Here is a 25295-nt window from a genome sequence, read left to right as displayed (position 1 = left end):
GACAAATCATTAATCAAATAAACCAAATATGAAGAGAATTATACTACTACAATTTCTTTTTCTGCTGTTCTGCATCGATAGTGAGGCACAAAGCCCAAAGCTTCAGATCACAGGAAAAGTACTGGATAACGATACCAAACAAACAATGGTAGGGGTAAGTGTTGCTTTGAAGGGTACTAAGAGCGCAACGATGACTGATAATAATGGTGTTTTTAAGTTAAACATAGCCACCGGTGCCCAGGTTCTTGTTTTTAAATATATTGGCTATGAAACTAAAGAGGTAAACATAAACGGGAGCAGTTCAATTACTGTTCAGTTGTCTCCATCCAGCAATGCCTTGCAGGAAGTTGTGGTTAATGTAGGTTATGGCAAATCGATTTCGAGGGACAAGCTGGCTTCTGCAGTATCAAGTGTGAGCGCCAAGGATCTTGCCGATTTTCCGGTAGGTACTGCTGCTGAAGCCCTTGCAGGCAAACTGGCAGGAGTTTCTGTGAAGGCTACAGAGGGAGCTCCTGGTTCGGATATTCAGATTGTTGTACGTGGCGGAACTTCTCTTACCCAAGACAATGCACCTTTGTACATTGTGGATGGTGTTCCACTGGAAAGAGCATTGTCAATTATTTCACCGAACGAAATAGAAACCATAGACGTGTTAAAAGATGTAGCATCTACTGCAATTTATGGGGCAAGGGGTGCAAACGGTGTGGTGTTGATTACAACTAAATCAGGTAGGAAGGGCCGTACAATCATTTCTTTTGATGCTTTTGCAGGTTCAAGGAATCTGGTAAATGAACTTAAGGTTTTGAGACCTTATGATTTTGTCAATTATCAATATGAGTTGTCTCATCGTCATTATAATGGGTTTGCCATTACAGATACAGCCGCATTAAATGGTTTCGATAGGAATTATGGAAAATGGTCCGATCTGGAAATTTACAAAAGTTTTCCGATGGTAAACTGGCAGGATAAAATCTTTGGAAGAAATGCGCTGTCGAATACACAAATCCTGAATTTAACCGGTGGAACGGATGCTACAACCTATAATTTTACATTAAATAATACAAGTGAGCAGGGGGTAATGTTGAATTCGGGTTTAAAAAGAACTTTTGCTTCGTTTCGTTTTGACAACAAGATTTCAAGTAAGCTAAGGTTAGGATTAAATGTGCGTTATAGCAGGCAAAGAGTTGATGGTGCAGGTACCTCAAATACAGGGAGTTCGTCAAATAACAGGCTGAAGTATTCAGTTCGTTTCCAGCCCTATGAAGGTACCATCAGCTTTGAGGAATATGATCCTAATGCCATTTTTGACAATACCATCAATTTAAGTAATCCTTTAACCTCTGCATTAACAGATGTCAGGAATGCCTATTCAAATGCGCTGATTACAAGTGGACAGGTTGTGTATAGTCCTATACAGCGATTAACCATCAGAAGTGTGGTCGGTTATACTGTTAATGACTCCAAAAATGATAACTTTTCTGGAGTTGCAAACTATTCTGTATCCAGCAGAAATTCATCCAGTCAATATGCAAGTCAACCCTATATCAGTTTGAGTACAAATAACGGGGTGAATATTAGTAACAGCAATACATTAAGTTTTAACCCCAGAATAAATAAAAATAATACTTTAGATATTTTGCTGGGGCAGGAGATTAATCAAAATAATTCCAGATCATTTAATCAAACCATTAAGTATTTTCCTGCGGCAGTTACTGCCGAACAGGCATTTGCAAATATTCAACAGGCAAATCCTCCCGCAGGGGCAATTCAGCCTTCGCCAACTACGGATATAGGTGGTGATCGCTTATTCTCATTTTTTGGACGGATGATGTACTCTTATAAAAGTAAATACAATCTAAACCTCATGTTAAGACGGGACGGATCGTCTAAATTTGGTCCGGAGCATCGTTGGGGAACTTTCCCATCTGCTCAATTCGCCTGGAGAATGTCCGAAGAACAGTTCATGAAAAAGCTTAACCTGTCCTGGCTTGATAACCTTAAATTTAGGGCAAGTTATGGTACTGCCGGAAACAATAGGGTAAGTAGTGATCGTTTATTTGCAACAATTTTTACGACCAGTGCTACCTCAGCGGGTTATGCAGCAACAGACAATTCGCAAACTGCAGGTTTATATTCAGCAAACTTAGCCAATGCAGATCTCAAATGGGAAACCACCATATCCAGAAATATTGGGCTCGATTTTAGTTTGTTTAAGGGGAGGTTTACCACATCAGTTGATGCTTACGTGAATCGCACGAATGACCTCCTTTTGCAGGCTAATGTGCCCCAGTCTATAGGGTACATTCAGCAGTACAAAAATGTCGGTTCTACCCGGAATAAAGGTGTTGAAGTTCAGCTAAGTGGAGTTGTTATAAATCGTAAAAGCTTCACTTATAACAGTAGCTTCAATATTTCAATGAATAAAAATACGATACTCTCTTTACAGGATGGAAGTAAAGGTTATGCAGTATCATCCGGCTGGGGACAAAGTGGAGAAGATTTCTATGTAGAGGTCGGAAAACCTGTGGGACAGTTCTATGGTTATGTGACGGATGGGTTCTATACCCTTGATGATTTCGACCGGGCCAAATCAAATCCTGTGGGCAATAAATGGGTTCTGAAGCCTGGTGTTGCTGATGCCGGAGCCATACTTGGCCAAAGTATTTACCCTGGTGTAATTAAGTTTAAAAAGACAACTGTAGGAGGAGACTCTGTCATTACCACAAAAGATAAAACTGTTTTGGGTAATGTTCAGCCTTTATTTTATGGTGGCTGGAACAACCAGTTTTCTTATAAGGGGTTTGATATGAGTGTGTTTGTGAACTTTTCTTATGGAAACAAAACCTACAATGCAAACACTATAGAATTTAGTTCGGCATATCAGGCGAATGGGAATAACTTACTTGCGAAATTTAAAGACCGATGGAAGTCCTTTGATGATAATGGAGTTTTGATGACTGATTGGGATCAAATTGCTGAGGTAAATAAGAATGCTAAAATTTATATGCCTACCCGAGGCTCATATCAGGTCAATTCAGATGCTATTGAAGACGCTTCCTTTCTAAGAATTTCTAATGTAACCTTAGGCTATTCTATGCCGGCGAGCATTATGCAACGCATCAGGACGATTTCAAAATTAAGGGTATTTGCAACAGTTAACAACTTGCACACTTTTACCAGATATAGTGGTTTTGATCCTGAGGCAAACACGCGAAGAAATAATCCCCTGACACCTGGAGTGGATTACTCAGCTTATCCTAGAAATAGATATATCCTGGCTGGAATCAACCTTATTTTTTGATAATAAATCGTTTAGATCATGAAAAATAATTTTAAAAATATATTGATATTGTTAGCAGCAACCTTGTCGCTAACCTTGTCCTCGTGTAAAAAATATCTCGATTACAACTCACCTTCTAAATTAAATCTGGAGCAAACCTTTGAAGATGTAAATTATACGAACAGTGTAATTATAGGAATTTATACCAAGCTTGCTGGAAGTAATGCTTATGGTAATCAACTTTCGGCTTATTTTGGTCTGGGTGCTGATGATTTCATGTACCGTGGCAATTCAGGTTTTGACGGCGGTGCAGATTATGCCGTTGCTAATTATGGGGTTATTCCGACCAATAACCCTATGTACAATGTTTATACACAAATGTATGATGGTATAGAGCGGGCCAATATTGCTTGTAAATACATACCTGGCTCAAATCTTTATAAAAATGGTTCAGCCGCTGATAAAGCCAAGTTGAAACGTTATTATGGTGAGGCCTTGGCTTTAAGAGCGCAATATTATTACGAATTGATCAGAAATTGGGGTGATGTGCCCGGTACTTTTGTGCCGGCCGCAGATTTGAAAACTCAATATTTAGGAAATACAGACCGCGACAGTACCTATGACCATATCATTAATGATCTTAAGATCGCTGCCGAATTTGTGCCATGGCGTGATGAGTTGCCAGACTATGTAGATTTTCGTTTTACCAAAGGAGCAATTAAAGCATTGAGAGCCAGAATTGCATTAGCCAGAGGCGGTTATTCACTTAGAAATGATAGCAGAATCATGGAGCGCCGTCCTGATTATCAAAAATACTATCAAATTGCATTTGAAGAGTGCAGAGACATTATTGACTCCAAAAAACATGCTTTAAATCCTGTGTACGAGAATATTTTCAAAACATTGCACACTTCACCAGCCAGGTATGATGATCAACATGAACTGATGTTGGAGGTAGCCATGTGGGGTCAGATAAATGACAGTAATATTGGCAGTGCTTTTGGTCTTAATTTTTCAGATTCTCCTTCCTGGGGTAGTGCTGGTGGTCGTAGTATAGCAGTCATGACGTATTTTTATGAATTTGAAAATGGGAAGGATGTAAGAAGAGATGTTACCATGTCTACTTACAAAGTGATAGGTGATGCAGCGACCGGTTTTGCAGTTGATCGTAAAGACCCCATTAGTGCGATCAACATGAATATTGCCAAATTTAGAAAATCCTGGACTGCCTTTAATGGTACAGTAACAGGGACCTATGGTGTTAACTGGCCACTTATTCGCTATGCAGACGTATTGTTGATGTATGCGGAGGCAGGAAATGAACTGGGACTTAGTGGCAATATCACGCCAATGGAAGCCTTGCAACAGGTACAAAAGAGGGCCTATGGTACCAATGCAATTCCAGTAACACCAAGCGATAAAACTGGATTTTTTGAAGCGATCGTGAAGGAACGTTTGCTGGAATTTGGCGGGGAGGGCATCAGGAAGTACGACCTGATCAGGTGGAATATGCTGGCAAGCAAAATAGCAGAAACAAGAGCAAAGATTGCTCAATTTGCTTCCAAAGCCCCTACGGCAAATAATCCTTACAATAATGCACCTGAATATATCTATTCTAATAAAACAACGTTTACGAACGGAAATCTTAACACTGAAGCTGCTTCTATAAGTCTTTATGGTGGCGTACCCAATGTGGTTTATTTTACACCAACCTCGGTTACTACGGCCCCATCAAGTCATCCGGACAGAAAGTATTGGCGCCAGGAGGCAGGTTCTTATGATGCCTCAGGTGTGCTGACCTCAACATTTCTGAACGATCCTAATACCGGATACGTTTGTAAATTTAAGGCGAATAGTAAAGAATTACTCCCTTACTCAGATCGTGTGATTTCCGAACACAGGGGTGCTATAGTTCAGAATTTTGGTTATTAACAGAACAGTTAACTATTTATTCAATTGTGATGAATTTTATATCTAAATACAAAAAAATAGCCCAATGGTCAGTGCTGTTATTGGTGATTTGTTTTACGGCTTGTAAAAAGCCGATGGGCGGGATCGAAGATCCGTCTTTAAACCGTGCATTTACGCCTTCAGGTCTCAGCGTAAGGGCAGTCAAAGACTCTGCTATATTTAAGTGGAATATGCCGGTGTATGGAAGTGGAAAAGCTTTGAAATATACGCTGGAATTGGCTAAAGATTCTTTATTCTCCAATATTGATTACAGTGTGGTTACCGATACCACTGGAGCTGTAATATTAGATCCGGAAATTGCGCTTAACACCCGTTATTTTTACCGGATCAAGGTCAACGAATATAAGGGGACGGCACCATCCATGTACCTGAGTTCTTTAACTGCTTTCCGTTTAACGGGACAGCAGTATTTCCGGGTGATCCGGGATTTCGAAATCACAGAAAATACAGCGTTATTTCACTGGTATCAAAATGCAAATACTGCTGGTTTGACTAAAATAGTGCTCACGCCAGGACTCACAAATCCCAGCCCAATTACAACGGAAATTACAAGTACTGATATTGCCGCCGGAATGAAAACCATTACTGGACTTAGCCCGGATACAAAATATACGGTACAGCTTTTCGCTGGGAACAAGAGTAAAGGTATTTTAAATATTACAACTGCTAAACCAGTCACTTTTACCACAATACTTTCCCCGACTGATAATTTAGCAACAGCCATAACCGCGGCCGCAAATGGAGATGTGATTGGATTAAACCCGGGAACATATAACCTTACCGGTATTACTTATATTACTCAAAAGTCTATTACTATCCGGTCGGTAGCAAATAATCCTGCAACCACAATAATCAAATCACGTGAAATCAATCTTGTTGGAGACTCGGCTGGAGTTTCTTTGGCAGGTATTGAATTTGACGGGAATTATTCAGGAACTACTTATGGAACAGCATTTATGCAACTCATGGGAACTCAGGCTACGACTGGTGCAAAAGCTGCATTCAAAGCTGTTAAAATTGAAAATTGTGTGATTCACGATTATCTGAGGTGTATATTTAGAGGTAATTACGGTACAGCAGCCAATGATCAAAAAATTGAAAGTGTATCGATAAATAACTCCAGAATTTACAATGTCGATCAGACCAATGTTCAGGGGTACTATATGTTCTCTCTTGAAAAGCTCTTAATCAGTAAACTGAGTTTTACCAAGTCAACATTCTATAATTTAGGGCAGGGAATGATCAATATGGGGACGAACCTGACCAGTACGGTTGTCCCGGCGATTAGCTTGGATTATTGTACTTTTAACAATTTTGGAGGTAACAGTAAGTATGCTTTTATTGATGCCAATGCAAATAAAATCGTATTTACTTTCAATAATAGTATTGTAGCCAATACGCCATTATCAGGTAGTATCCAGGCTGCTGCCTTTAGGGCCAGTGCTACTGGTAATGTCTTAACATTTTCCAATAACAATTATTTTAACCTGAGATTAACAGCAGGAGGTCCGACAATAACTTTAACAGGGCTCACCCAAGCCAATGACATCAGTATTGATCTGGGATGGACGGCCGCTACCACTAACTTTAAACTGGTAGAGTTACCTGAATTTAACAAAGTGTTTTCAGCCAGTTCTAACGGTAGTACTGTTGGTGATCCCCGTTGGGCCTATTAATTTTTAACCATATTAACGGATACTTTATGTACAAAAAACATTTTACGGCACTATTATTTGTATTTAACATATATTTCTCAGTGTATGCTCAAAATGATCTTAAGCTTTGGTATGACAAGCCTTCAAAATCATGGACAGATGCCTTACCACTTGGGAACGGTCGTTTGGGTGCCATGGTTTATGGTATTCCGCAATCGGATACTATACAAGTTAATGAGGATACTTTTTGGTCTGGTAGTCCTTATCAAAACACAAATCCAAATGCCAAAACTAAGCTGAAAGAAATTCAGAAATTTATTGATGGAGGAAATTATATAGCGGCTCAAAAGCTTTCCTTAGAGAATATTATTGCCGATCGTAAAATTACATCTCATGGACAAGTTTATCAATCCATTGGTAATTTGGTACTAACCTTTCCAGGTCATGAAAATTACACTAAATATTATCGGGAACTGGATTTGAATACCGCGATTGCAACGACACAATATACTGTGGATGGTGTTGAATATAAACGGGAAACCTTCACTTCTTTAGTGGATCAATTGATTATCATACGGCTTACTGCTAATAAGAGTGGTAGTATTAGCTTTAATACATCATTTGTCGGGCCTTTGAAAAAAAATATGGTGCAAACAGTTAGCATGGTTCCTAAAGAAGGGAGCAATGTCATGATTGTTACCGGGAAATGTGCAAGGGAAAAGGAAGAAAATATACCAAATCTGTTAAATTTCAATAGTCAGATTAAAGTAGTTAACGATGGAGGTTCACTGGCAACCACAAGTAATTCTATTGTAATTAGCAAAGCAAATACCGTGACAATATATATATCCGTAGCGACCAATTTTGAGAATTATAAGGATATATCCGGGAACGCTGCTGAAAAAGCGAAAAGCTATTTTAATAAGTTCTCAAAGAGTTATGAAAAAGCAAAGTCAGATCATATTGCAGCTTATCAAAAACAATTTCAGCGTGTTCAGCTCTATTTAGGGCAAACTAAGCAAATTATGAAGCCAACTGATCAGCGCATTATGGATTTCTCTACTACTGATGATCCCTCTTTGGCTGCTCTGTATTTTCAATTTGGCAGATACCTGCTCATTTCTTCTTCTCAGCCAGGTACACAACCTGCCAATCTACAGGGAATATGGAATCCAAATGCAGGTCAATATCCAGCCTGGGACAGTAAATACACTACTAACATCAATGTAGAAATGAATTATTGGCCTGCGGAAGTGACCAACTTAAGTGAATGCCACGAACCTTTTATTCAGCTGATCAAAGATGTGAGTGAAACAGGCAAAAGATCTGCCTCTGAAATGTATGGGGCAAGGGGATGGACGCTTCATCACAATACAGACTTATGGAGAATGACCGGGGCAGTGGATGCCACTGCAGGAATTTGGCCAACATGTAACGCTTGGTTTGCTGCACATTTGTGGGAAAAATACTTGTTTTCGGGGGATAAAGCCTATTTAAAAGAAATTTACCCCATCTTAAAGAGTGCCTGTGAATTCTACCAGGATTTCCTGGTCAAAGATACTAAAACCGGATATATGGTCGTGTCTCCATCTATATCACCGGAACATACTCCAGGCAGGGAGACGTATGAGTATACTAAACCTGATGGGTCGATTGCTAAAGAACGTACTTTGACTTTCTCTGGTATTACAATGGATAATCAAATGATTTTTGATTTGTTGAGCAATACCATTGATGCAGCTAAAGTGTTAAATATGGACAATGAATTCAGCGCTAGTTTATCAAAATTACGTGCTCAGCTTCCACCAATGCAAATTGGACAATACACGCAATTACAGGAATGGCTGGAGGATTGGGATAAAAAAACAGATGCGCATCGGCACGTATCCCACCTTTGGGGTGTGTATCCGGGCCGTGAAATTTCTCCTTATGCAAATCCCGAATTGTTTGAAGCTTCCAGAAATTCATTGATTGGCCGTGGAGATGCTAGCCGCGGTTGGTCCATGGGATGGAAAGTATGCTTATGGGCGAGGTTTCTTGATGGAAACCATGCGTATAAATTGATCCAGAATCAGTTAAAACTCAAGCCAGCCTCTGCTACACTTAAAGATCCGGATGGTGGTACTTATACCAATATGTTTGATGCCCATCCGCCATTCCAGATCGATGGTAATTTCGGGTGTACCGCTGGAATTGCTGAAATGCTTCTTCAAAGTCACGATGGGGCAGTTAGTTTATTGCCTGCCCTGCCGGATGCCTGGGCAAATGGCAGTATAAAAGGCCTTCGGGCGAGAGGCGGTTTTGAAGTCGAAAATATGGAATGGAAAGATGGCAAGCTATCCTCAGTTACAATCAAATCAACCCTCGGTGGTAAATTGCGTTTGCGTAGCAATAACAAACTTAGCGCTAATGATTTGAAATTGGTTCAGGGAGAGAACTCAAACCCATTCTTTAAACGTCAGCCGGCTGTGAAACCTTTAATTTCCGGTAAAGCATCATTAAAAGGTCCTCATATTAAGGAGGTGTTTGAGTATGATTTGAATACAACTATTGGGGGAATTTATACATTTCGGAATGTTAACTGATGTAAGTTATAAATTAAATGACTAGATAAAATAATAATGAATTATAACATGAAGCAATTGCGAAGTAATAAATTAAGCGTTTTGGTTTTTATTGGCCTTTTTATTAGTGTTCAGGTCAAAGCCACACAGAAATTGCCTAAAGCTGATATCGTTGTGGCTCTGGATGGGAGTGGGCAGTATAAATCCATTCAGGAAGCAATTAATGCGGTGCCTGACAATAGCACAAAAAGAACTATAATGCTTATTAAAAATGGAATTTACAACACGGAGAAGCTAATCGTTCCAGCCAGTAAGGTTAACCTTACGATTTTGGGGGAGTCTCGCGAAAAGACAGTAGTAAGTTATCATCTTTATGACTGTAAGAGTGAGGAATCTGGGAATAAATGTCCTGCCGAGGCCTGGGCATTGTGGAAAGATAATAAGGAGCTGATTCGGACTTCTGCTACATTAACTGTATTAGCCAACAATTTTATAGCGGAGAACCTTACGATATCAAATACTGCTGGTCCGGTTGGACAAGCTCTGGCATTAACCTTACGTGGAGACCGACTGATCTTTAACAATTGTAATATCCTTGGTTATCAGGATACAATTTTACTGGGCAAAGACGGTATGCTGAATTATTTTGTTGGGTGTCTTATTCTGGGCCGTACTGACTACATTTATGGCGGGGGTATTGGTTATTTTCAGTCATGCGAAATTCGTAGTTATGGCGGAGGATGGGTTACAGCACCTTCTACACCAGAAAATCAGTTTTACGGATATATTTTTAATCAATGTAATTTTACATACGCTGCCAATAGTCCAAGGAAAGGAGACGACGGTGCTAAAATCGCAATCGGTCGTCCGTGGCACAATTATCCCAAGGTAGCGATCCTGAACTCAGAAATGTGTGAACAAATGCATCCGGAGGGTTGGCCGACTACATGGAATATGGCCTATGCTGCCACTAGCGATAAACTTCATTTGTACGAATATAATAACACTGGGAAAGGTGCTGATATGAGCGCAAGGGTAAAATGGGCTGGACTTCGAAGTATGACTGCTGAGGAGCCTAAAAATTATTCAATGGAATCTGTCTTCGGGGGATGGAATCCAATCCAGAGTATTACGGTAAAAATCAAGAAATAATTTAGGATGAAAAATATCTTTTTAATCATATTTTTATTGACATATGCTATGGCAAAAGGTCAATATAACCAGTTGCCAGTTATACCTTCTATAGTCTATAATGTAAAAGATTTGGGAGCAGTTGGTGACAACAAAACGTTGAATACAATCGCTATTCAAAAGGCATTAGATAAAGCTAGGGAAACGGGTGGAAAAGTACTGATCCCTACTGGAGTGTATTTATGTGGACCATTGAGCATGTATGGCAAAACTGAGCTTGAAATAGCCAGGGGTGCTGTACTTAGGTTAAGAAATGACGTAGATGATTTTCCTGTTAGTGATGGACGATATCAGAATTTGATAACCATTGCCAAAGCTACAGATGTAAAAATATCAGGTGCTGGAACTATTGATGGGCAAGGCAAAATCTGGTGGGATAAAACCATCTCAAAAGCACTGACATTAAGACGACCGCAAATGTTATTTATTGAAGGTACTCAACGAATTGAGATAACAGGTGTTACATTTTTAAACTCTCCTAATACTCATGTTTCCATTAAAGGATGTACCAATGTATTTATCCATGACATTGTTGTACAGGCCCCGGAAAACTCAAAAAATACAGACGGCATTAATATTTCGGCAAAAAATTGTACGATCGAACATTGCATCATCAATACTGGCGATGATAATATCGCGATTAATTTTGGCAACAGACAACAAGCACAAGGAGATCCGGAAGTTAAAAATATGGTCATCAGGAACTGTACGTTTGGTTACGGACATGGCTTATCCATTGGAAGTTTTACTTCCGGCGGTTTAAGCAATTTGCAGGTCAGTAACTGTACATTTGATGGGACAACCTCAGGCATACGGATCAAAACAGCACGTCTCCGCGGTGGGGTAATTGATCAGATTAGTTATGAAAATATCAAAATAAAGAACTCAAAATATCCAATCTTCATTTCCGAATATTATCCAAAAGAACCTGCCAGCCCCGCTGCAGATCTTATAACCGAAGTCGGCGAATATAACCCGGTGTATAAAAACATCCGGTTAAAAAATATTGAGATCAGTAATGCACAGGAGGGACTGATCCTCTGGGGCATTCCCGAATCGCCTATTCAAAATGTTGAATTTGAAAACGTAACGATTTCTGCAAAGCATGGAGCACAAATCTATAATGCAAAAGGGATTACATTTACAAAATCGTCCCTAACAATTGAGAATGGGGAACGTATCCGCGTTTATAATGCCGAGTTCAAGGGACTTAAATAGTTCAATATACTTTGTTGTTTTTTACTACACTGTTGTCTTATCCGCCTGAGTTGGACAAGTTTTAGGTAAGCGTTGAATAAGGGTTGGTTAAGCCTGGGGGTATACCAAGGCTTAACCAACCCTTACCCAATGCATACCCAAAGGTTAAGGAACGTCGAATGGGCAGGGTGTCTTATCCGTAGTTTCAAGGTCAGCGCATTTAAATTCGGTTAAATTGTCCTTTTTAAGCACGCCTTTGGGACCATGATCAAGTTGCTTTTGGGACCGGTGAATTCAAAAGTTGATTAGAATTTAGTACCTTTGGCAGCATTGGATTAAAGCCTTAGAGAGATCTAAGGCTTTTTTGCTTTCAAACGATTTTGTGAGTTTTTTAAATACAATTATGATTAAATTATTTGTAGTGGGTTATCCATTAGATATAAAAGAAGCCGAGCTAAGGGATATATTTAGTATTCATGGTGCGGTACACAGCATAGAGTTGCTGACTGATAAAGTGACACACAGACATAAAGGTTTTGGTTTTGTCGAAATGGAAGAACAAGCAGATGCTGACAGAGCTATTGCTGCTGTAAATGGTATGGTGTTAAGAGGCCGGAAAATTCGTGTTAAACTAGCTGATGAGGATAGAGCAGAGCGACCAAGAACGTTTAAAACCAATCACTTCTCTTCTCAAGAATTACAAGGAAATGCAAGTGTTTCCGAACCATTTAAAAGTAAGCGTCCTAGAAAGTTAGTGTCAAATACATTCAGAGCTGAGGATTATTCTTCTATGAAAGCTAAATAGGTCTTTCATTCCCGCGAAGATGCCTTGCTTAACCGTTTATCTATGTAGGTTTGGTATGCTTATTAAGCAGTTTGTTTAGTTTGCATAATAGTAAGTTTTTTGTTCAAAAAACAGGAGCTGGTTTCGCTTTTTTGGAATGTTTTTCTTTCAAACTGCTAAAATATTGTTATCATTGGTTTTCGGAGTACCAACTCTAACCGACTATACCAATTCATGGACCACGATAGCCTTCAAATAGAAGTCCCAGATATTGAAAAATTTGAGGGATTATTTAATAGTAACCATCAGTTTCTGTGTATGGTTGCGCATAAAATAGTCCAGGATGATTTTGTGGCTGAGGATCTGGTTCAGGAATTCTTTATGAAATATTGGGAAGCACGGGATAGTATCCATTTTACAACAAGTTTTGGAGCTTTTGCTTATAGGTCAGTTAAGAATAGCTGCATTGATTATTTGCGTAAGCAAAATGTGGCCGACAAGCGTTTTGCTCAGATTCCTATAGAAGATTTTGAAGAAGAATCAACGGATCAAGAAATACCGGAAAAAGATAAACGGCTACAGCGAATTTTGCAGTTGCTGGATAAACTGCCTGCAGAACGGAGAAAAGTATTTGAACTTCATGCATTAGAGGGGTTAAGTTATAAACAGATTGCTGATAGGCTAGGTATTTCTGTTAATACCGTTAAAACACAATTAAGAAGAGCATATTCAACTTTGCGCGGGAAAGCAATTTTAGCTGTCGTTTTGGGTCATTTGCTGAAAAATTTATAATAATTTAATAATTCTGTCACCCATATTTAATGCGCTTACGTCATAGCGTTGAATATGGATCAAAATAATAAACATATCAATTGGGATGATTTACTGACTGACCTTGAAAATGATCAATCAGATGGGAAATTATTGACATCCGAAGAACAAGAATTATTGACTGAACTTTTGGCTATTAAAGCCGAGGCTTCTGATGTACTTGAAAATTATAAGGATTATCATACTAAGGAGCATTGGCAAGAAATGAAAATGCGAATTGATGCCCAGGAGTACCAAAGAATCCATAGAAAGCGCTTTAAACTTTGGCTACGTATTGCAGCGGCCGCAGTGATCTTATTGGTTTTGGGCGTTGGAATGTTTTACTTTAATAAACCTCAACAGGAGGAACCAATCTTAGCTGCTCTTAACGATACTACGTTAATTAAGCAGGGAGCTACACTTACATTAGCAAATGGTAAGAAAATAAAGCTATCAAGTGAGACAGCAGGCGAATTGGCCAAAGAAGCGGGTGTTACCATTACCAAAACTGAAGATGGGCAACTGAATTATGAGATCCAAAACTCTGGATCAGACAATAACAGAATCAATACCCTGTCAACCTCACGTGGTGAAACTTATATTGTTACTTTACCAGATAAATCAAAAGTATGGCTTAATGCCGCATCTAGCTTAACATATTCAGTCTCCTTAAATGATAATGGCAAACGTTTGGTTAAGCTTAAAGGCGAAGCGTATTTTGAGGTTTCAAAGGATAAAGCACATCCTTTTATCGTGAAAACGGATAAGCAAGAAGTAGAGGTATTAGGGACTTCATTTAATATTAATGCTTATTCGAGCAAAATTCAGACTACGCTTGTAGCGGGGAGAGTTAGTGTGGATATAGAGGGGGAAGGAAAACAATTGATATTGATCCCTGGACAACAGGCCAATTTTGACAAAATAGGAGGTAGTCTTGAAAAAAGGGAGGTAGATGTTTTTCCTTATGTAGCCTGGAAAGACGGACTATTTGTTTATCAAAATGTAAAAATGGTAGAATTGATGGACGACTTAGGAAGGCAATACGATTATGAAATTGTATTTAAAAATCAAAGTCTTAAGGATTTACATTTCACAGGTAGGGCAGATAAATCAGAATCTATACAAAGTATACTAGATATCATAGCAATAACATCAGACTTAAAATTTACAATTAAAGGAAGGAGCATTATAGTAGAAAGATCGACTCAAAGATAAAAAATTACGGGTGATGTGCGACCACCCCCCGTTTTAGGTAAGTTTTCATAAATCATTGCTTCAGCCAAGCATCTGGGATTTATTATGTCCAACCAAACCAAAACTAATGAAAAATAATTACGAAAAAGTAACCAGAATAAAAAATAAATTAATAGGTGTTTTCAGGGAAATAGGGTTAAGTATTTTATTTTTAGCCTTTTCAATAAACGCTATAGCGCAATCAACGCCGAAAGTAAATTTGAACGTTAAGAATGTTGAAATTTCTAAAGCCTTCGATGCCCTTCAAAAACAGGTAAAGCTCCATATATTTTACAACCATGAGCATCTAAATGCTTTAGCTAAAGTTTCTTTAACGGTAGTAGACCAGCCGCTAGATAAAGTGCTCGGACAGTTACTGGATAACACAGGTTTAACATTTGTCTTTCGTGACAATACAGTAGTTATCGGTCCTAAAGATGAAAAGGCAGGTAATGCTAACTCAAAAACGAAATTAATATCCGGTGAAATTACCGATGATCGTAAACAACCTTTGCCTGGAGTTACAGTAAAAGACCTCAGTTCAGGTAAAGGGACTAATACTGATGAGCGCGGTCAATTTAAATTGAATGTGGCCGATAATGCGGTGCTAATGATCAGCAGCATCGGTATGGAACCTCAACGTATTGCTGTTGCGGGAAAAACTTTCTTAAAAGTTGTGATGGAGGAAAGTAACAATACGATTAATGAAGTCGTAGTAACGGGTATACCTTTTACCCGTAAAGCAGAAAGCTTTACGGGATCATTTACAACATTTACGGCAAAGGAGTTGCAAAGGGTAGGTTCACAGAATATTTTTCAGAGTTTGAAAAATCTTGAACCTTCTTTGAATCTTATCACAGATTTCGCTAATGGTTCCGATCCGAACAGATTACCTGATATGCAGATCAGAGGATCGTCCTCATTTCCAGATTTAAAAGGTGAATATGCTACAAGGCCAAATCAACCACTATTTATTGTGGATGGTTTTGAAATGACTATAGATAAAATTTCAGATTTACCCTTGGTAAGGATAGCGTCTGTGACCATTTTAAAAGATGCATCAGCTAAAGCTTTGTATGGATCAAGAGCGGCAAATGGTGTGATTGTGATCGAAATGGTAAAAGCTAAGCCGGGAGAACTAAGAATCAATTATACTGGAACTTTTGGTATAGAAAATCCTGACTTGAGTAGTTATAACTTATCAAACGCATTTGAAAAATTGTCTTTAGAAAAACAGTTAGGCGCTTATGATCGTCTTCAACCGATTGTTGGTTTAATAGCTGATAGCTTATACTATAACAACTTAAAAGAAGTACAAAGTGGCGTCAATACAGATTGGTTAGCACAACCTGTGCAAGTGGGCAGGACAAGTAAACATGCACTAAGTTTGGATGCAGGAGATGAACGTTTAATGGTTGCGCTTTCGTTCTTTACGAATAACACTCAAGGTGTGATGAAGGGAAGTGAAAGAAATAATTATGGGGGCTCATTCTCTTTGACTTATCGCTATAAAAATGTCCTTTTCAGAAATCAGTTTCAGTTAAACAATGTAAAAGCTATAAATTCTCCATATGGCAGTTTTTCTGACTATGCTAAATTGAATCCGTATTGGAGACCTTATAATGAAGACGGTTCAGTGCGTAAATTTTTAGGGATAGGACCGGTTTCATCCGAAATGGTTTACAACCCAATGTATAATGCTACATTCAATTCCAAAAATACTACTGAGTATACCAATTTCACTAATAATACACATATAGAATGGGCAGCGACCAAGGACATTAAGGTGATTGGTAGGGTAGGAGTAAGTAGTACCGTAAATGGTTCTGAGCTTTTTTATCCAGGAGGTAATACTAAGTTTATCAGTCTTACTGGAGACAATGCATTTTTAAAAGGAACCTATGATAAAGGGAATGGTAAGGCATCTATGGTATCTGGTGACTTAAATATAAACTATTCTAAAGTATGGGGTCTCCATTCGTTATTTACGAATATTGGTGCAATTCTTAGAGAAGACAATTCTGAAAATTATCTTTATTCGGCCATTGGTTTTCCTAATGATAGAATGAATAATATCATTTTTGCCAAACAATATGCCTTAAATAGTAAGCCTTTTGGGAGTGAGTCTCTCAGTAGAGAATTGGGCACTTTAGCTGCTGTTAACTATTCTTATGATGGTAGGTACGCTGCAGATTTATCAATTCGTTACGGTACTTCATCTCAATTTGGAACCAACAGCCGTTGGGGTGCTTTCTGGTCAGCGGGTGCGGCATGGAACATCTATAAAGAAAAATTCTTTGATGTAGAATGGATCAACTTATTAAAATTAAGGGGTTCATTAGGAAATACAGGTTCGCAGAACTTCAATTCGTATCAGGCCATGTTGTTGTACAATTACTTTGTAGACAACTCTTATCAAGGAATGCTTGGTGCTTATTTGAATGGATTGGCTAATAATGATTTGAAATGGCAGCAACGTATGGACTACAATATAGGTATTGAGTCTGAACTGATGAATCATTTATCCTTACGTTTTGAAGTTTATAAAGGAATAACAAATAATCTTTTAACGGATATTACTACACCACCATCACTTGGTTTTGGTACTTACAAGGCTAATCTAGGTCAGCTGGTTAATCAAGGTTTCGAATTTAGAGTGAATTACAAAATGTTTGCAAATAGTGGTAATAGACAATCACTGAATCTATTTGCTACAGGTGCATCTAATACCAACAAAATTGTTAAAATTTCGAACTCGCTTCAAAGTTTAACAAATGAACAGGATCAACTATCGAAAACTAGTAATAAACCATTGGTTAGATTTGAGGAAGGTCAGTCATTAGATGCAATTTGGGCGGTACGCTCAAATGGTATTGATCCCGCCACAGGAAAAGAGATTTTTGTGAAGAAAAATGGTACGCTTACGGATATCTGGGATGCAAATGACAAAGTTGTTGTTGGTATTAATCAGCCTAAAATTACTGGAACCCTTGGGGCCAACTTTGATTATAAAGGATTTAGTGTAGGGGTAGTTGGCCTTTATAGGATGGGTGGCCAAGTTTACAACCAAACCTTGGTTGATAAAGTGGAAAATGCCTTGTTAAATTTCAATGTTGATAAGCGTGCCTATTATGATAGCTGGAAAAAACCGGGTGATAATGCATTGTATAAAAACATTGGAGTAAGAAATGCGGCTACTCTTGCCACTTCACGCTTTGTACAAGACCTAAGTGAATTCAGCATTTCATCTGTAAGTGTAGGATACGATTTTTATCGTTACGCATTTGTTAAAAAGTTAAAACTACAGAGTTTACAGGTTATGCTTAACCTAAACGACGTTTATCAGTTCAGCACAGTACGTATTGAGCGTGGTACAACTTATCCGTTTGCCCGTTATGGTACATTAACCTTAAATGCGAACTTTTAATAGATTGATTAACCTAAAAGAATTTGAAATGAGAAACAAAATATATGCAAGCTTATTGATGCTTTTCGTAATGATTGCTTGCACTTCTTGTAAAAAATGGCTTGATGTACAACCGCGTACAAAAATAAAATCAGAAGTGTTATTGGAAACGGAACAAGGGTACAAAGATGCATTAATAGGCTGTTATTCGATCATGAAAACTGAACCACTTTATGGTCGCGAATTGACTTTTGGTTTTATGGATGCAACAGCGGCACAGTATGACTTATTTAATAACACCAGGTATAAGGATTTGTCGACAACCAACTTTACTTATCAACCGATAACACTACGTCCAATAGTGGATAATATGTGGAACACCATGTACAATGTGATTGCAAATGTGAATAACATTTTAGATCATATTGATGAAAGTAAAGCTTTGTTTACCGATAACAATTATGGGATCATTAAAGGAGAAGCATTGGCAATGAGGGCATTTATCCATCTTGATTTGATGCGACTTTTTGCATCAACTGATTTAACTAGAACGGCAATTCCTTATTTGAAAACACTTTCTACTAATGTTAGACCACGTTTAACGGGTAATGAGGTGATGGATTTAATTTTGCAGGATTTAAATGACGCAGCAATTAATCTTAATGTAGACCCAATTAAGAAGGGCTTAAAAAATTCAACCGATGAGTTTCTGAACAAACGTCACCAGCGTTTAAATTATTTTGCTGTAAAAGGAATTGCTGCAAGAGCTTACTTGTGGAAGGGCGATAAAATAAATGCCTTGGCTAATGCAATGGAGGTAATCAATAAAGGTGATCAGATTTTCCCTTGGATAAAAACTGCAAATATCACGGCTAGCTTAGAAAAGGACAGAGATTATACCTTCTCAACTGAAAACCTTTTTGCGCTCAATGTATATGATTTAAAGACGATTGGTAATACCTGGATATATGCAGCCTTCCCTTTTAATCAACTTCAAAAAAGCTCCTTCAATTACAGCAATATGTTTGAAAGTGCTACCGTAGGGGCTAATGATATCCGTTATTTGTATACTTCAAAATTGGTAGCTGGAAATTATTATATCAATAAATTTTATCAGCCTGATGGGTATAATGTCGCTTACGCTGCGATGATTCCATTGGTTCGTCGCTCTGAAATGAATTATATCGCGGCTGAATGTAATATTGGTATTGACAATAACGCTGCAATAGACTTCTTAAATCTGGTTAGAACCAAACGGGGGATTAGCACAGCATTGGTATATACCTTAACACCTGCACAGATTCAGGCAGAAATATTAAAAGAGTATAGGAAAGAATTCCAGGGGGAAGGACAGTTGTTTGCCTATTGTAAAAGACTGAAACTTCCTACATTCCCAAATGCATTTACGACTTTAACTGATAAGCAGTTGATTCTACCATTACCAGATGCTGAAATTGAATTTGGTAAGTAATTGGGTTTTTATTTCAAATTGTTAAACTATTTAAAAAATATTCAAATGAAAGCAATAGTTAAAGTTTGCTCCTTGGTTTTTTCATTGGGTTTTCTTTTAAGCTCCTGTTCTGAAAAAAATATAGCGGGTTATGAGAATGACCCAAGGATCTTTTTTCAGATACCTGGAACGGGGAGTGTGGCCTTACGTGATTCTATTATTTACTCTTTTCCGGCACATCCTACTGTTAAAGATCAGGATACGCTGTGGTTCAATGCCTGCATTATGGGTAATGCCGCTGCGGTAGATCGTCAAGTTGGGATTAAAATAAATACAGATAAGTCGACCGCAGTAGAAGGTTTGAACTTTAAAATTGACAGCAAAATAATGCCTGCCAATGCATTTAAAGTACGTATCCCAATTGTAATTTATAGAACCGGTTTGCTTAATAAATCGGTTCGTCTTCAAGTAGAGGTACAAGAAAGTAAGGATTTCAAAATAGGTTATGAACGTTATAATAAAGCAGTTTTTATCTGGGGGGATAAGTTCTTAAAACCAGATATCTGGGACACTTCGAATTATAGATCCGCATTTGGCACTTTTACTGAAACCAGATATGCATTTATCCTGAAAGCTTGTAACACCGTAGAACTTCCTGATCCAATGAATTTGGTGATGCTCGGCTATTATAACGCCTTGGTTAGACAAGCATTAATTGATTACAACAATACACCTGGTAATACACCATTAACTGATGAACTTGGAACTGTAGGGTTTGCAATATGGACCGGAGTTGGTGGTGCGGGATAATTGTTTTTAGTACTTTAATCTGAAATTGATATGAAAAGATATTATAATTTTTTACCGATTTTAATTGCCTTTATGCTGTTTTTAGCTGGTTGTGCTAAAGACGAAGGTAATTATGTATATGATAAGCTGAATAGCTATTTTATTGATACGACATCATTCGCTAGTAAATTTGTGGTGAGTCAAAACGATGTAGTTAACGTTAATCCTACTGATGCGGCAGGGAGTTCTACTCAGAACTTAACCTACGAATGGCGCCTTGTTCAAGTTAGTTATGCAGCTAATCCGGCTACAGGAACGTATGTAGACAAGCAGCTGTCAACAACTAAAAACCTATCATTTAAAGTGGTTGATTTACCCGGAGATTATGTTTTGGTTTTAATTGTAAAGGATAATGCTAATGGCGGAATCTCGCAGTTGATCAAAAAACCGATGACCATTAGGTCGTATGCCTCACCAGGATGGATGGTGCTGCATGGGAATGCAAGCAGCAGTGACATTAGTATTGTGGTGAATAATAAGGTGAGTACCATTATGCCAGTTGGCACAGACTACATTCAATCCAACGTTTTCTCCGAAACCAATGGCACAAAAATGCAAGCCGAAGGTGCTGGAGTTTCTTTTCAGCCAAATGGTTCTGTAGGTATTTTTACAAAGGCGAATTTAGGCGGATATAGACTGAATGGTAACGACCTCCGCATAATGGACAATTACAGCAACATGTTTTTGAGCCCTATGGCGTCTAGCGAAATTCAATTTGAGGCCTATAATTACTGGAGTTATAATGAATTGTTAATAAACAAAGGAGACCTATATTTTAATCCTCAGGCTTCAGCAAATATCTGGAATAAAATAGGAGTAAAATGTTTTGGAAATGGAATAAATTATGTGGCGGCACCATATATAGCAACGTTTATGCGCAGTTCGTATTACGGAGTAATTTACGATAAGCTAAATAAACGTTTCTTGTATATTAATGGCAATAGAGAGGTTAAAGAATTTTTGACAGCAGGAACTGCAGCGAAGTTTGATCTGAAAAATACAGGTAAAGAAATGGTATATGCAGAACATGGTTTTAATAATCGTTGGAATTGCATAATGCAAAGCCCCAATGATCCAAATACCAGAGAGTTATTCCAATGTGATTTTAGTATAGCAGACGATGGAAATAGAGGTGTTGCACGGATTGATATCCGAACAATTACTGAGTTCAATATTGCAAAGTATTTTGCATTTGGGAACAAGGCCGATATCATGTATTATGCTACGGATACTAAAATTTATCAGGAAAACTATACCAGTACTAATCCTTCAGCTATGCTGTATGATGTAGCTGCTACTTACCCTGGCAATGTGATTACAAGTATGAAGTTGTTAAAAATTGCTGCGATTTCTGGTTCTGTGCATCCTAATGAGAGTAAGCTTTTATATGTAGCATTATACAATCCATCTACACAAGCTGGTACACTTTTACAGATTGATGTAAATGAGGTTAGCGGTGCTTTTGGTACCATAAAAGCCTATATGGGCTTTGGTAAAATTGCATCAATGGCTTATAAAGCCTTGTAATTTTTGAGCTAATATTAATGGAATTCATTGTGTTATAAAAGCCTGATGAATTCCATTTATCAATCCCCTTTAATATAAAAATTTGATATAAAATGAAAATTAACAAAATTAAGTTGATGGTATCAACTATTGGCCTTTCTCTTTTGCAGTTGCAGAGTTTTGCCGCTAAGAATGATTGTGTAGTGAAAGGTAAGATCGTAGGCATCGACGAAAAAACCACATTAGTCGTGCTAAAAAGAACTGGTGAATTTACAGTAGATACAGTAGCTTCAGCCAAATTTAATGCGAATGGTGAATTTAAGTTTACTGTTCCTGCAAAAGAATTTAATGAACTATTGGATGTGCGACTCAGCACAATTAGATCTTCCTTCTCTTTTATTGCCGAACCGGGGATTATAGAAGTATTGGCTGATAAAAATACCATGTATACAGCCGAAATTAAAGGTACTAAAGAAAATGTACGCTGGAATCTATATAAGAATTATGTTATTTCGCTTTCGCAAGAGCGTAATAAGTTGAGTGTGGAGGCCAAAGATATGCCGAAGGAAGAAAAAAAGGTGCAATATGCTGCAATAGACAAGCGACAAAAGCACTACGTCGACTCTCTAATTCAAAATTATCCGAATTCAATCGTTTCATTGTACCTGGCAAAAGTTCCTTTGCCGATGCTTAAACATGATGAGATTGAATCGTTATTAACGAGGTTTCAGCCTTATTTCGCTAAACACCGTTATTACCAAGAGATGAAGGAAAGATTTGATATCCTTAGGAAGATTTCTGTTGGGATGATGGCGCCAGATTTTAAAGCTGTACGTGAGGATGGTAAAACGGAAATTACGTTGTCGCAATTCAAAGGTAAATATGTGTTGTTAGACTTCTGGGCTTCATGGTGTGTGCCTTGTCGTGCTGAAAACAAGCATACAAAAGAGCTTTATGAAAAATACCATCCGCTAGGTTTAGAGGCGATTTCTTTCTCCTTGGATGATAACCTTAAAACTTGGCAAGAAGCCATTAAAAAAGATGGTTTGGTTTGGAATAATGCATCGGATCTTAAAGTTGGGAAACTTTCTCCTGTGGCTAAGCTATATGGTATTGATGGCATACCTGCAATATGGATCATAGATCCTTCAGGAAAAGTAATTGGAGATAACATTAGGGGCGAAGAGCTTAAAAAGTTCTTAGCAGATTTGTTTGTTAAGTAGTTAGTGACCATACCTTTTTTTAGAAATTTATATGTATAAAAAAAATCTTTTTAAATGGTCGTTACTTACGACTTTCCTATTGTCTTTTATTCCAAAAGTACATGCCGATGAAGGTATGTGGCTCTTAGCCTTATTGGAACAAAATGCTAAAGAAATGCAAGCAATGGGGTTAAACATCCCGATAGAGAAAATAACTGGTCAGGATGGTGCGCTGAGTGAGTCGGTTATTGGATTTGGTTCGGGATGCACTGGCTCTATTGTTTCTGGTTCGGGGTTAATTCTAACCAATTACCATTGCGCTTATGGTGCAATTCTGCAATATGTTACCCCCACAAATGATATTTTTCAAAATGGTTATTGGGCCAATACCGTAGCACAAGAACTTCCAGTAAAGGATCTGGTAATTACAGTCAATAAAAAGATATTGAATGTCTCTGATGAAGTAAAGTCGCAGCTCCAGAGTGATGCTTCGGGTACGGATAATGTGAAAAATGCAATAGGGCTTGTTATCAAGAAATATCAACAAAAATATCCAAAATATAGAGTGCAGATTAGATCCTATAAGAATGATGCGTTCTTTGTGCTTTTTCTACAATTACAATACAAAGATGTACGTCTGGTTGGTGTAGCACCTAAAAATGTGACAAAATTTGGTGGAGAAACCGATAACTGGATGTGGCCTAGATACAGTGCCGATTTTGCTTATTTTAGGGTTTATGCAGATAAAGATGGTGCTCCGGCTGCTTATTCTAAAACAAATATTCCACTGGGCATTAAAAACTATTTGCATATTTCTACAACCGGCTATAAAAGAGGTGATTTTGCAATGTCGATGGGCTATCCCTCGACGTCTGACCGTGATGCTACATCGTATAAGATTAAGGAAAAAACTCAAGTACTCAATCCCCCGATGATCGCTGTACGTGGGCTTCGTCAATCAATTTGGGAAGAGGAGATGGACAAAAGCCCCCTAATTAAACAGGGGTACGCAGAGGAATATGCTAATTCTGCGAACTATTATAAGAATGCTGTTGGAATGAACTTCTGGGTAAATAAGCTCAATATTATCCAAAGTAAAGAGAAATATGAAAAGGAATGGGAAAAATGGGTATTGAAGGATGAAGCAAGTCGCCTTAAATATGGTTCTGTTTTGGCCGGCATGGAAAAGGAGACCACAGAGAATGCAAAGTACAAACGTGCTTTAACTTATTACAATGAATGTTTTTCTACTGAAGGGATAATAAGGTTTGTTTCCTCTTTTGGACTATCTTTCCTCAATTATACTGAAAATTTAAAACAGCGTCCCTCCCTAAGAATTGACCTCGCAAGTACAACTAAACAACATTATAGAAATCTTAATCATGATGTAGATAAGCGAGTTACAAAAGCACTGTTCAAACTATTAATTGATAGTTTACCTGCAGATTTGCAACCTGAAATTTTTGCAGTAAAAAAACTCAATTCAGCTGCTTCCATTGATAAATATATTGATGAAGTATATAAAAATTCAGTTTTTGCAGATGGGGTGAAAATACAAGAATGGCTAAATAAGCCCTCAATTGATTTAAAAGATGACCCAATGGTGCTATTGAGTCAGTCTATCGAAAAAAAGCAAAGAGAAATCAGTACACAAGCGTCATCAAACTCTGCTAAAGCATTTAAATATACTGCTGCATATACGCATAGCCTGGTTGATTTTAAAGGGGGTAGGTATTATCCGGATGCAGATAGAACAATCCGACTTTCTTATGGAACAGTTACTGATCTTGAAATGGATGGAAAAATCACGCCATTTCAGACCACACTGAATGGCTTGATGGCTAAAACGGTCAATACAACCAATAAGGATTATTTCCTGAATAAGAAATTGGAAAGCATTTGGCAGGGAAAATTGTATGGAAAGTACGGGGTAAATGCTGAAATGCCTGTTTGTTTTGTTACTAACGGAGATGTTACCGGTGGAAACTCGGGAAGTCCGATGTTAAATGCCGATGGAAGCATCATTGGATTGGTGTTCGATTGTAACTGGGAATCTATGACAAGGGAGTTTAATTTCAATAAGGACCTGCATAGGGTAATTTGCGTAGATATTCGCTATGTATTGTTGATCACTGAGAAGTTTTCAGGCAGTGATAGGATAATTAAAGAAATTGAAAAAGCGAATCAAGGTTAGTGA

The 25295-nt window shown here is 38.0% G+C and carries 15 protein-coding genes; all 15 read left to right on the top strand.

Features of this window, described 5'->3' with window-relative positions:
- The first annotated feature begins 28 nt into the window (after nt 1-28).
- The 15 genes from P0Y49_17000 to P0Y49_16930 all read left to right on the top strand — a co-directional run bounded on the left by P0Y49_17000 (nt 29) and on the right by P0Y49_16930 (nt 25292).
- Nucleotides 29-3301, top strand: coding sequence for a TonB-dependent receptor (locus P0Y49_17000; protein WEK18490.1), 3273 nt, complete (start codon nt 29-31; stop codon nt 3299-3301).
- 18 nt (nt 3302-3319) lie between these two features.
- Entirely contained in the window at nt 3320-5212 is a 1893-nt protein-coding gene (locus P0Y49_16995) for a RagB/SusD family nutrient uptake outer membrane protein (GenBank protein ID WEK18489.1), read from the top strand.
- Nucleotides 5213-5241: 29 nt separating this feature from the next.
- Complete coding sequence (locus P0Y49_16990; GenBank protein ID WEK18488.1) at nt 5242-6927, top strand: DUF4957 domain-containing protein; 1686 nt, start codon at nt 5242-5244, stop codon at nt 6925-6927.
- A 26-nt stretch (nt 6928-6953) separates the two neighbouring features.
- Nucleotides 6954-9491: a glycoside hydrolase family 95 protein gene (locus P0Y49_16985; protein WEK18487.1), complete on the top strand. Its 2538-nt coding sequence runs from the start codon at nt 6954-6956 to the stop codon at nt 9489-9491.
- 48 nt (nt 9492-9539) lie between these two features.
- Entirely contained in the window at nt 9540-10622 is a 1083-nt protein-coding gene (locus tag P0Y49_16980) for a pectinesterase family protein (GenBank protein WEK18486.1), read from the top strand.
- A 48-nt stretch (nt 10623-10670) separates the two neighbouring features.
- Nucleotides 10671-11879 (top strand): glycosyl hydrolase family 28 protein, encoded by a 1209-nt coding sequence (locus tag P0Y49_16975; GenBank protein ID WEK18485.1) that lies wholly within the window; start codon nt 10671-10673, stop codon nt 11877-11879.
- Nucleotides 11880-12261: 382 nt separating this feature from the next.
- Entirely contained in the window at nt 12262-12663 is a 402-nt protein-coding gene (locus P0Y49_16970; protein WEK18484.1) for a hypothetical protein, read from the top strand.
- Nucleotides 12664-12876: 213 nt separating this feature from the next.
- Nucleotides 12877-13434: an RNA polymerase sigma-70 factor gene (locus P0Y49_16965; GenBank protein WEK18483.1), complete on the top strand. Its 558-nt coding sequence runs from the start codon at nt 12877-12879 to the stop codon at nt 13432-13434.
- A gap of 54 nt (nt 13435-13488) precedes the next feature.
- Nucleotides 13489-14667: a FecR domain-containing protein gene (locus P0Y49_16960; protein WEK18482.1), complete on the top strand. Its 1179-nt coding sequence runs from the start codon at nt 13489-13491 to the stop codon at nt 14665-14667.
- A 106-nt stretch (nt 14668-14773) separates the two neighbouring features.
- Nucleotides 14774-18112 carry a SusC/RagA family TonB-linked outer membrane protein gene (locus P0Y49_16955; protein WEK18481.1) on the top strand — a complete coding sequence of 1113 codons (3339 nt, stop codon included), beginning with the start codon at nt 14774-14776 and terminating at the stop codon, nt 18110-18112.
- 28 nt (nt 18113-18140) lie between these two features.
- Nucleotides 18141-19562 (top strand): RagB/SusD family nutrient uptake outer membrane protein, encoded by a 1422-nt coding sequence (locus P0Y49_16950; protein ID WEK18480.1) that lies wholly within the window; start codon nt 18141-18143, stop codon nt 19560-19562.
- A gap of 45 nt (nt 19563-19607) precedes the next feature.
- The gene (locus P0Y49_16945; protein ID WEK18479.1) at nt 19608-20351 is read left to right on the top strand and encodes a DUF4843 domain-containing protein; all 744 of its coding nucleotides are present in this window, start codon (nt 19608-19610) and stop codon (nt 20349-20351) included.
- A gap of 30 nt (nt 20352-20381) precedes the next feature.
- The gene (locus P0Y49_16940; protein ID WEK18478.1) at nt 20382-21917 is read left to right on the top strand and encodes a PKD-like family lipoprotein; all 1536 of its coding nucleotides are present in this window, start codon (nt 20382-20384) and stop codon (nt 21915-21917) included.
- Between the two features lie 92 nt (nt 21918-22009).
- Nucleotides 22010-23119, top strand: coding sequence for a TlpA disulfide reductase family protein (locus P0Y49_16935; GenBank protein ID WEK18477.1), 1110 nt, complete (start codon nt 22010-22012; stop codon nt 23117-23119).
- 31 nt (nt 23120-23150) lie between these two features.
- Nucleotides 23151-25292 (top strand): S46 family peptidase, encoded by a 2142-nt coding sequence (locus P0Y49_16930; protein WEK18476.1) that lies wholly within the window; start codon nt 23151-23153, stop codon nt 25290-25292.
- Nucleotides 25293-25295 lie beyond the last annotated feature (3 nt).

Source organism: Candidatus Pedobacter colombiensis (genome assembly GCA_029202485.1).
GTDB lineage: Bacteria > Bacteroidota > Bacteroidia > Sphingobacteriales > Sphingobacteriaceae > Pedobacter > Pedobacter colombiensis.
This window is presented reverse-complemented; position numbering and strand designations above follow the sequence as displayed.

Bases quoted from the DNA above. Each gene is read 5' to 3' on its own strand.
- P0Y49_16940 (WEK18478.1), top strand. From the start codon at position 20,382: ATGAAAAGATATTATAATTTTTTACCGATTTTAATTGCCTTTATGCTG.
- P0Y49_16980 (WEK18486.1), top strand. From the start codon at position 9,540: ATGAAGCAATTGCGAAGTAATAAATTAAGCGTTTTGGTTTTTATTGGC.
- P0Y49_16930 (WEK18476.1), top strand. From the start codon at position 23,151: ATGTATAAAAAAAATCTTTTTAAATGGTCGTTACTTACGACTTTCCTA.
- P0Y49_16955 (WEK18481.1), top strand. From the start codon at position 14,774: ATGAAAAATAATTACGAAAAAGTAACCAGAATAAAAAATAAATTAATA.
- P0Y49_16945 (WEK18479.1), top strand. From the start codon at position 19,608: ATGAAAGCAATAGTTAAAGTTTGCTCCTTGGTTTTTTCATTGGGTTTT.
- P0Y49_16990 (WEK18488.1), top strand. From the start codon at position 5,242: ATGAATTTTATATCTAAATACAAAAAAATAGCCCAATGGTCAGTGCTG.
- P0Y49_16950 (WEK18480.1), top strand. From the start codon at position 18,141: ATGAGAAACAAAATATATGCAAGCTTATTGATGCTTTTCGTAATGATT.
- P0Y49_16995 (WEK18489.1), top strand. From the start codon at position 3,320: ATGAAAAATAATTTTAAAAATATATTGATATTGTTAGCAGCAACCTTG.
- P0Y49_16965 (WEK18483.1), top strand. From the start codon at position 12,877: ATGGACCACGATAGCCTTCAAATAGAAGTCCCAGATATTGAAAAATTT.
- P0Y49_16975 (WEK18485.1), top strand. From the start codon at position 10,671: ATGGCAAAAGGTCAATATAACCAGTTGCCAGTTATACCTTCTATAGTC.
- P0Y49_17000 (WEK18490.1), top strand. From the start codon at position 29: ATGAAGAGAATTATACTACTACAATTTCTTTTTCTGCTGTTCTGCATC.
- P0Y49_16985 (WEK18487.1), top strand. From the start codon at position 6,954: ATGTACAAAAAACATTTTACGGCACTATTATTTGTATTTAACATATAT.
- P0Y49_16935 (WEK18477.1), top strand. From the start codon at position 22,010: ATGAAAATTAACAAAATTAAGTTGATGGTATCAACTATTGGCCTTTCT.
- P0Y49_16960 (WEK18482.1), top strand. From the start codon at position 13,489: ATGGATCAAAATAATAAACATATCAATTGGGATGATTTACTGACTGAC.
- P0Y49_16970 (WEK18484.1), top strand. From the start codon at position 12,262: ATGATTAAATTATTTGTAGTGGGTTATCCATTAGATATAAAAGAAGCC.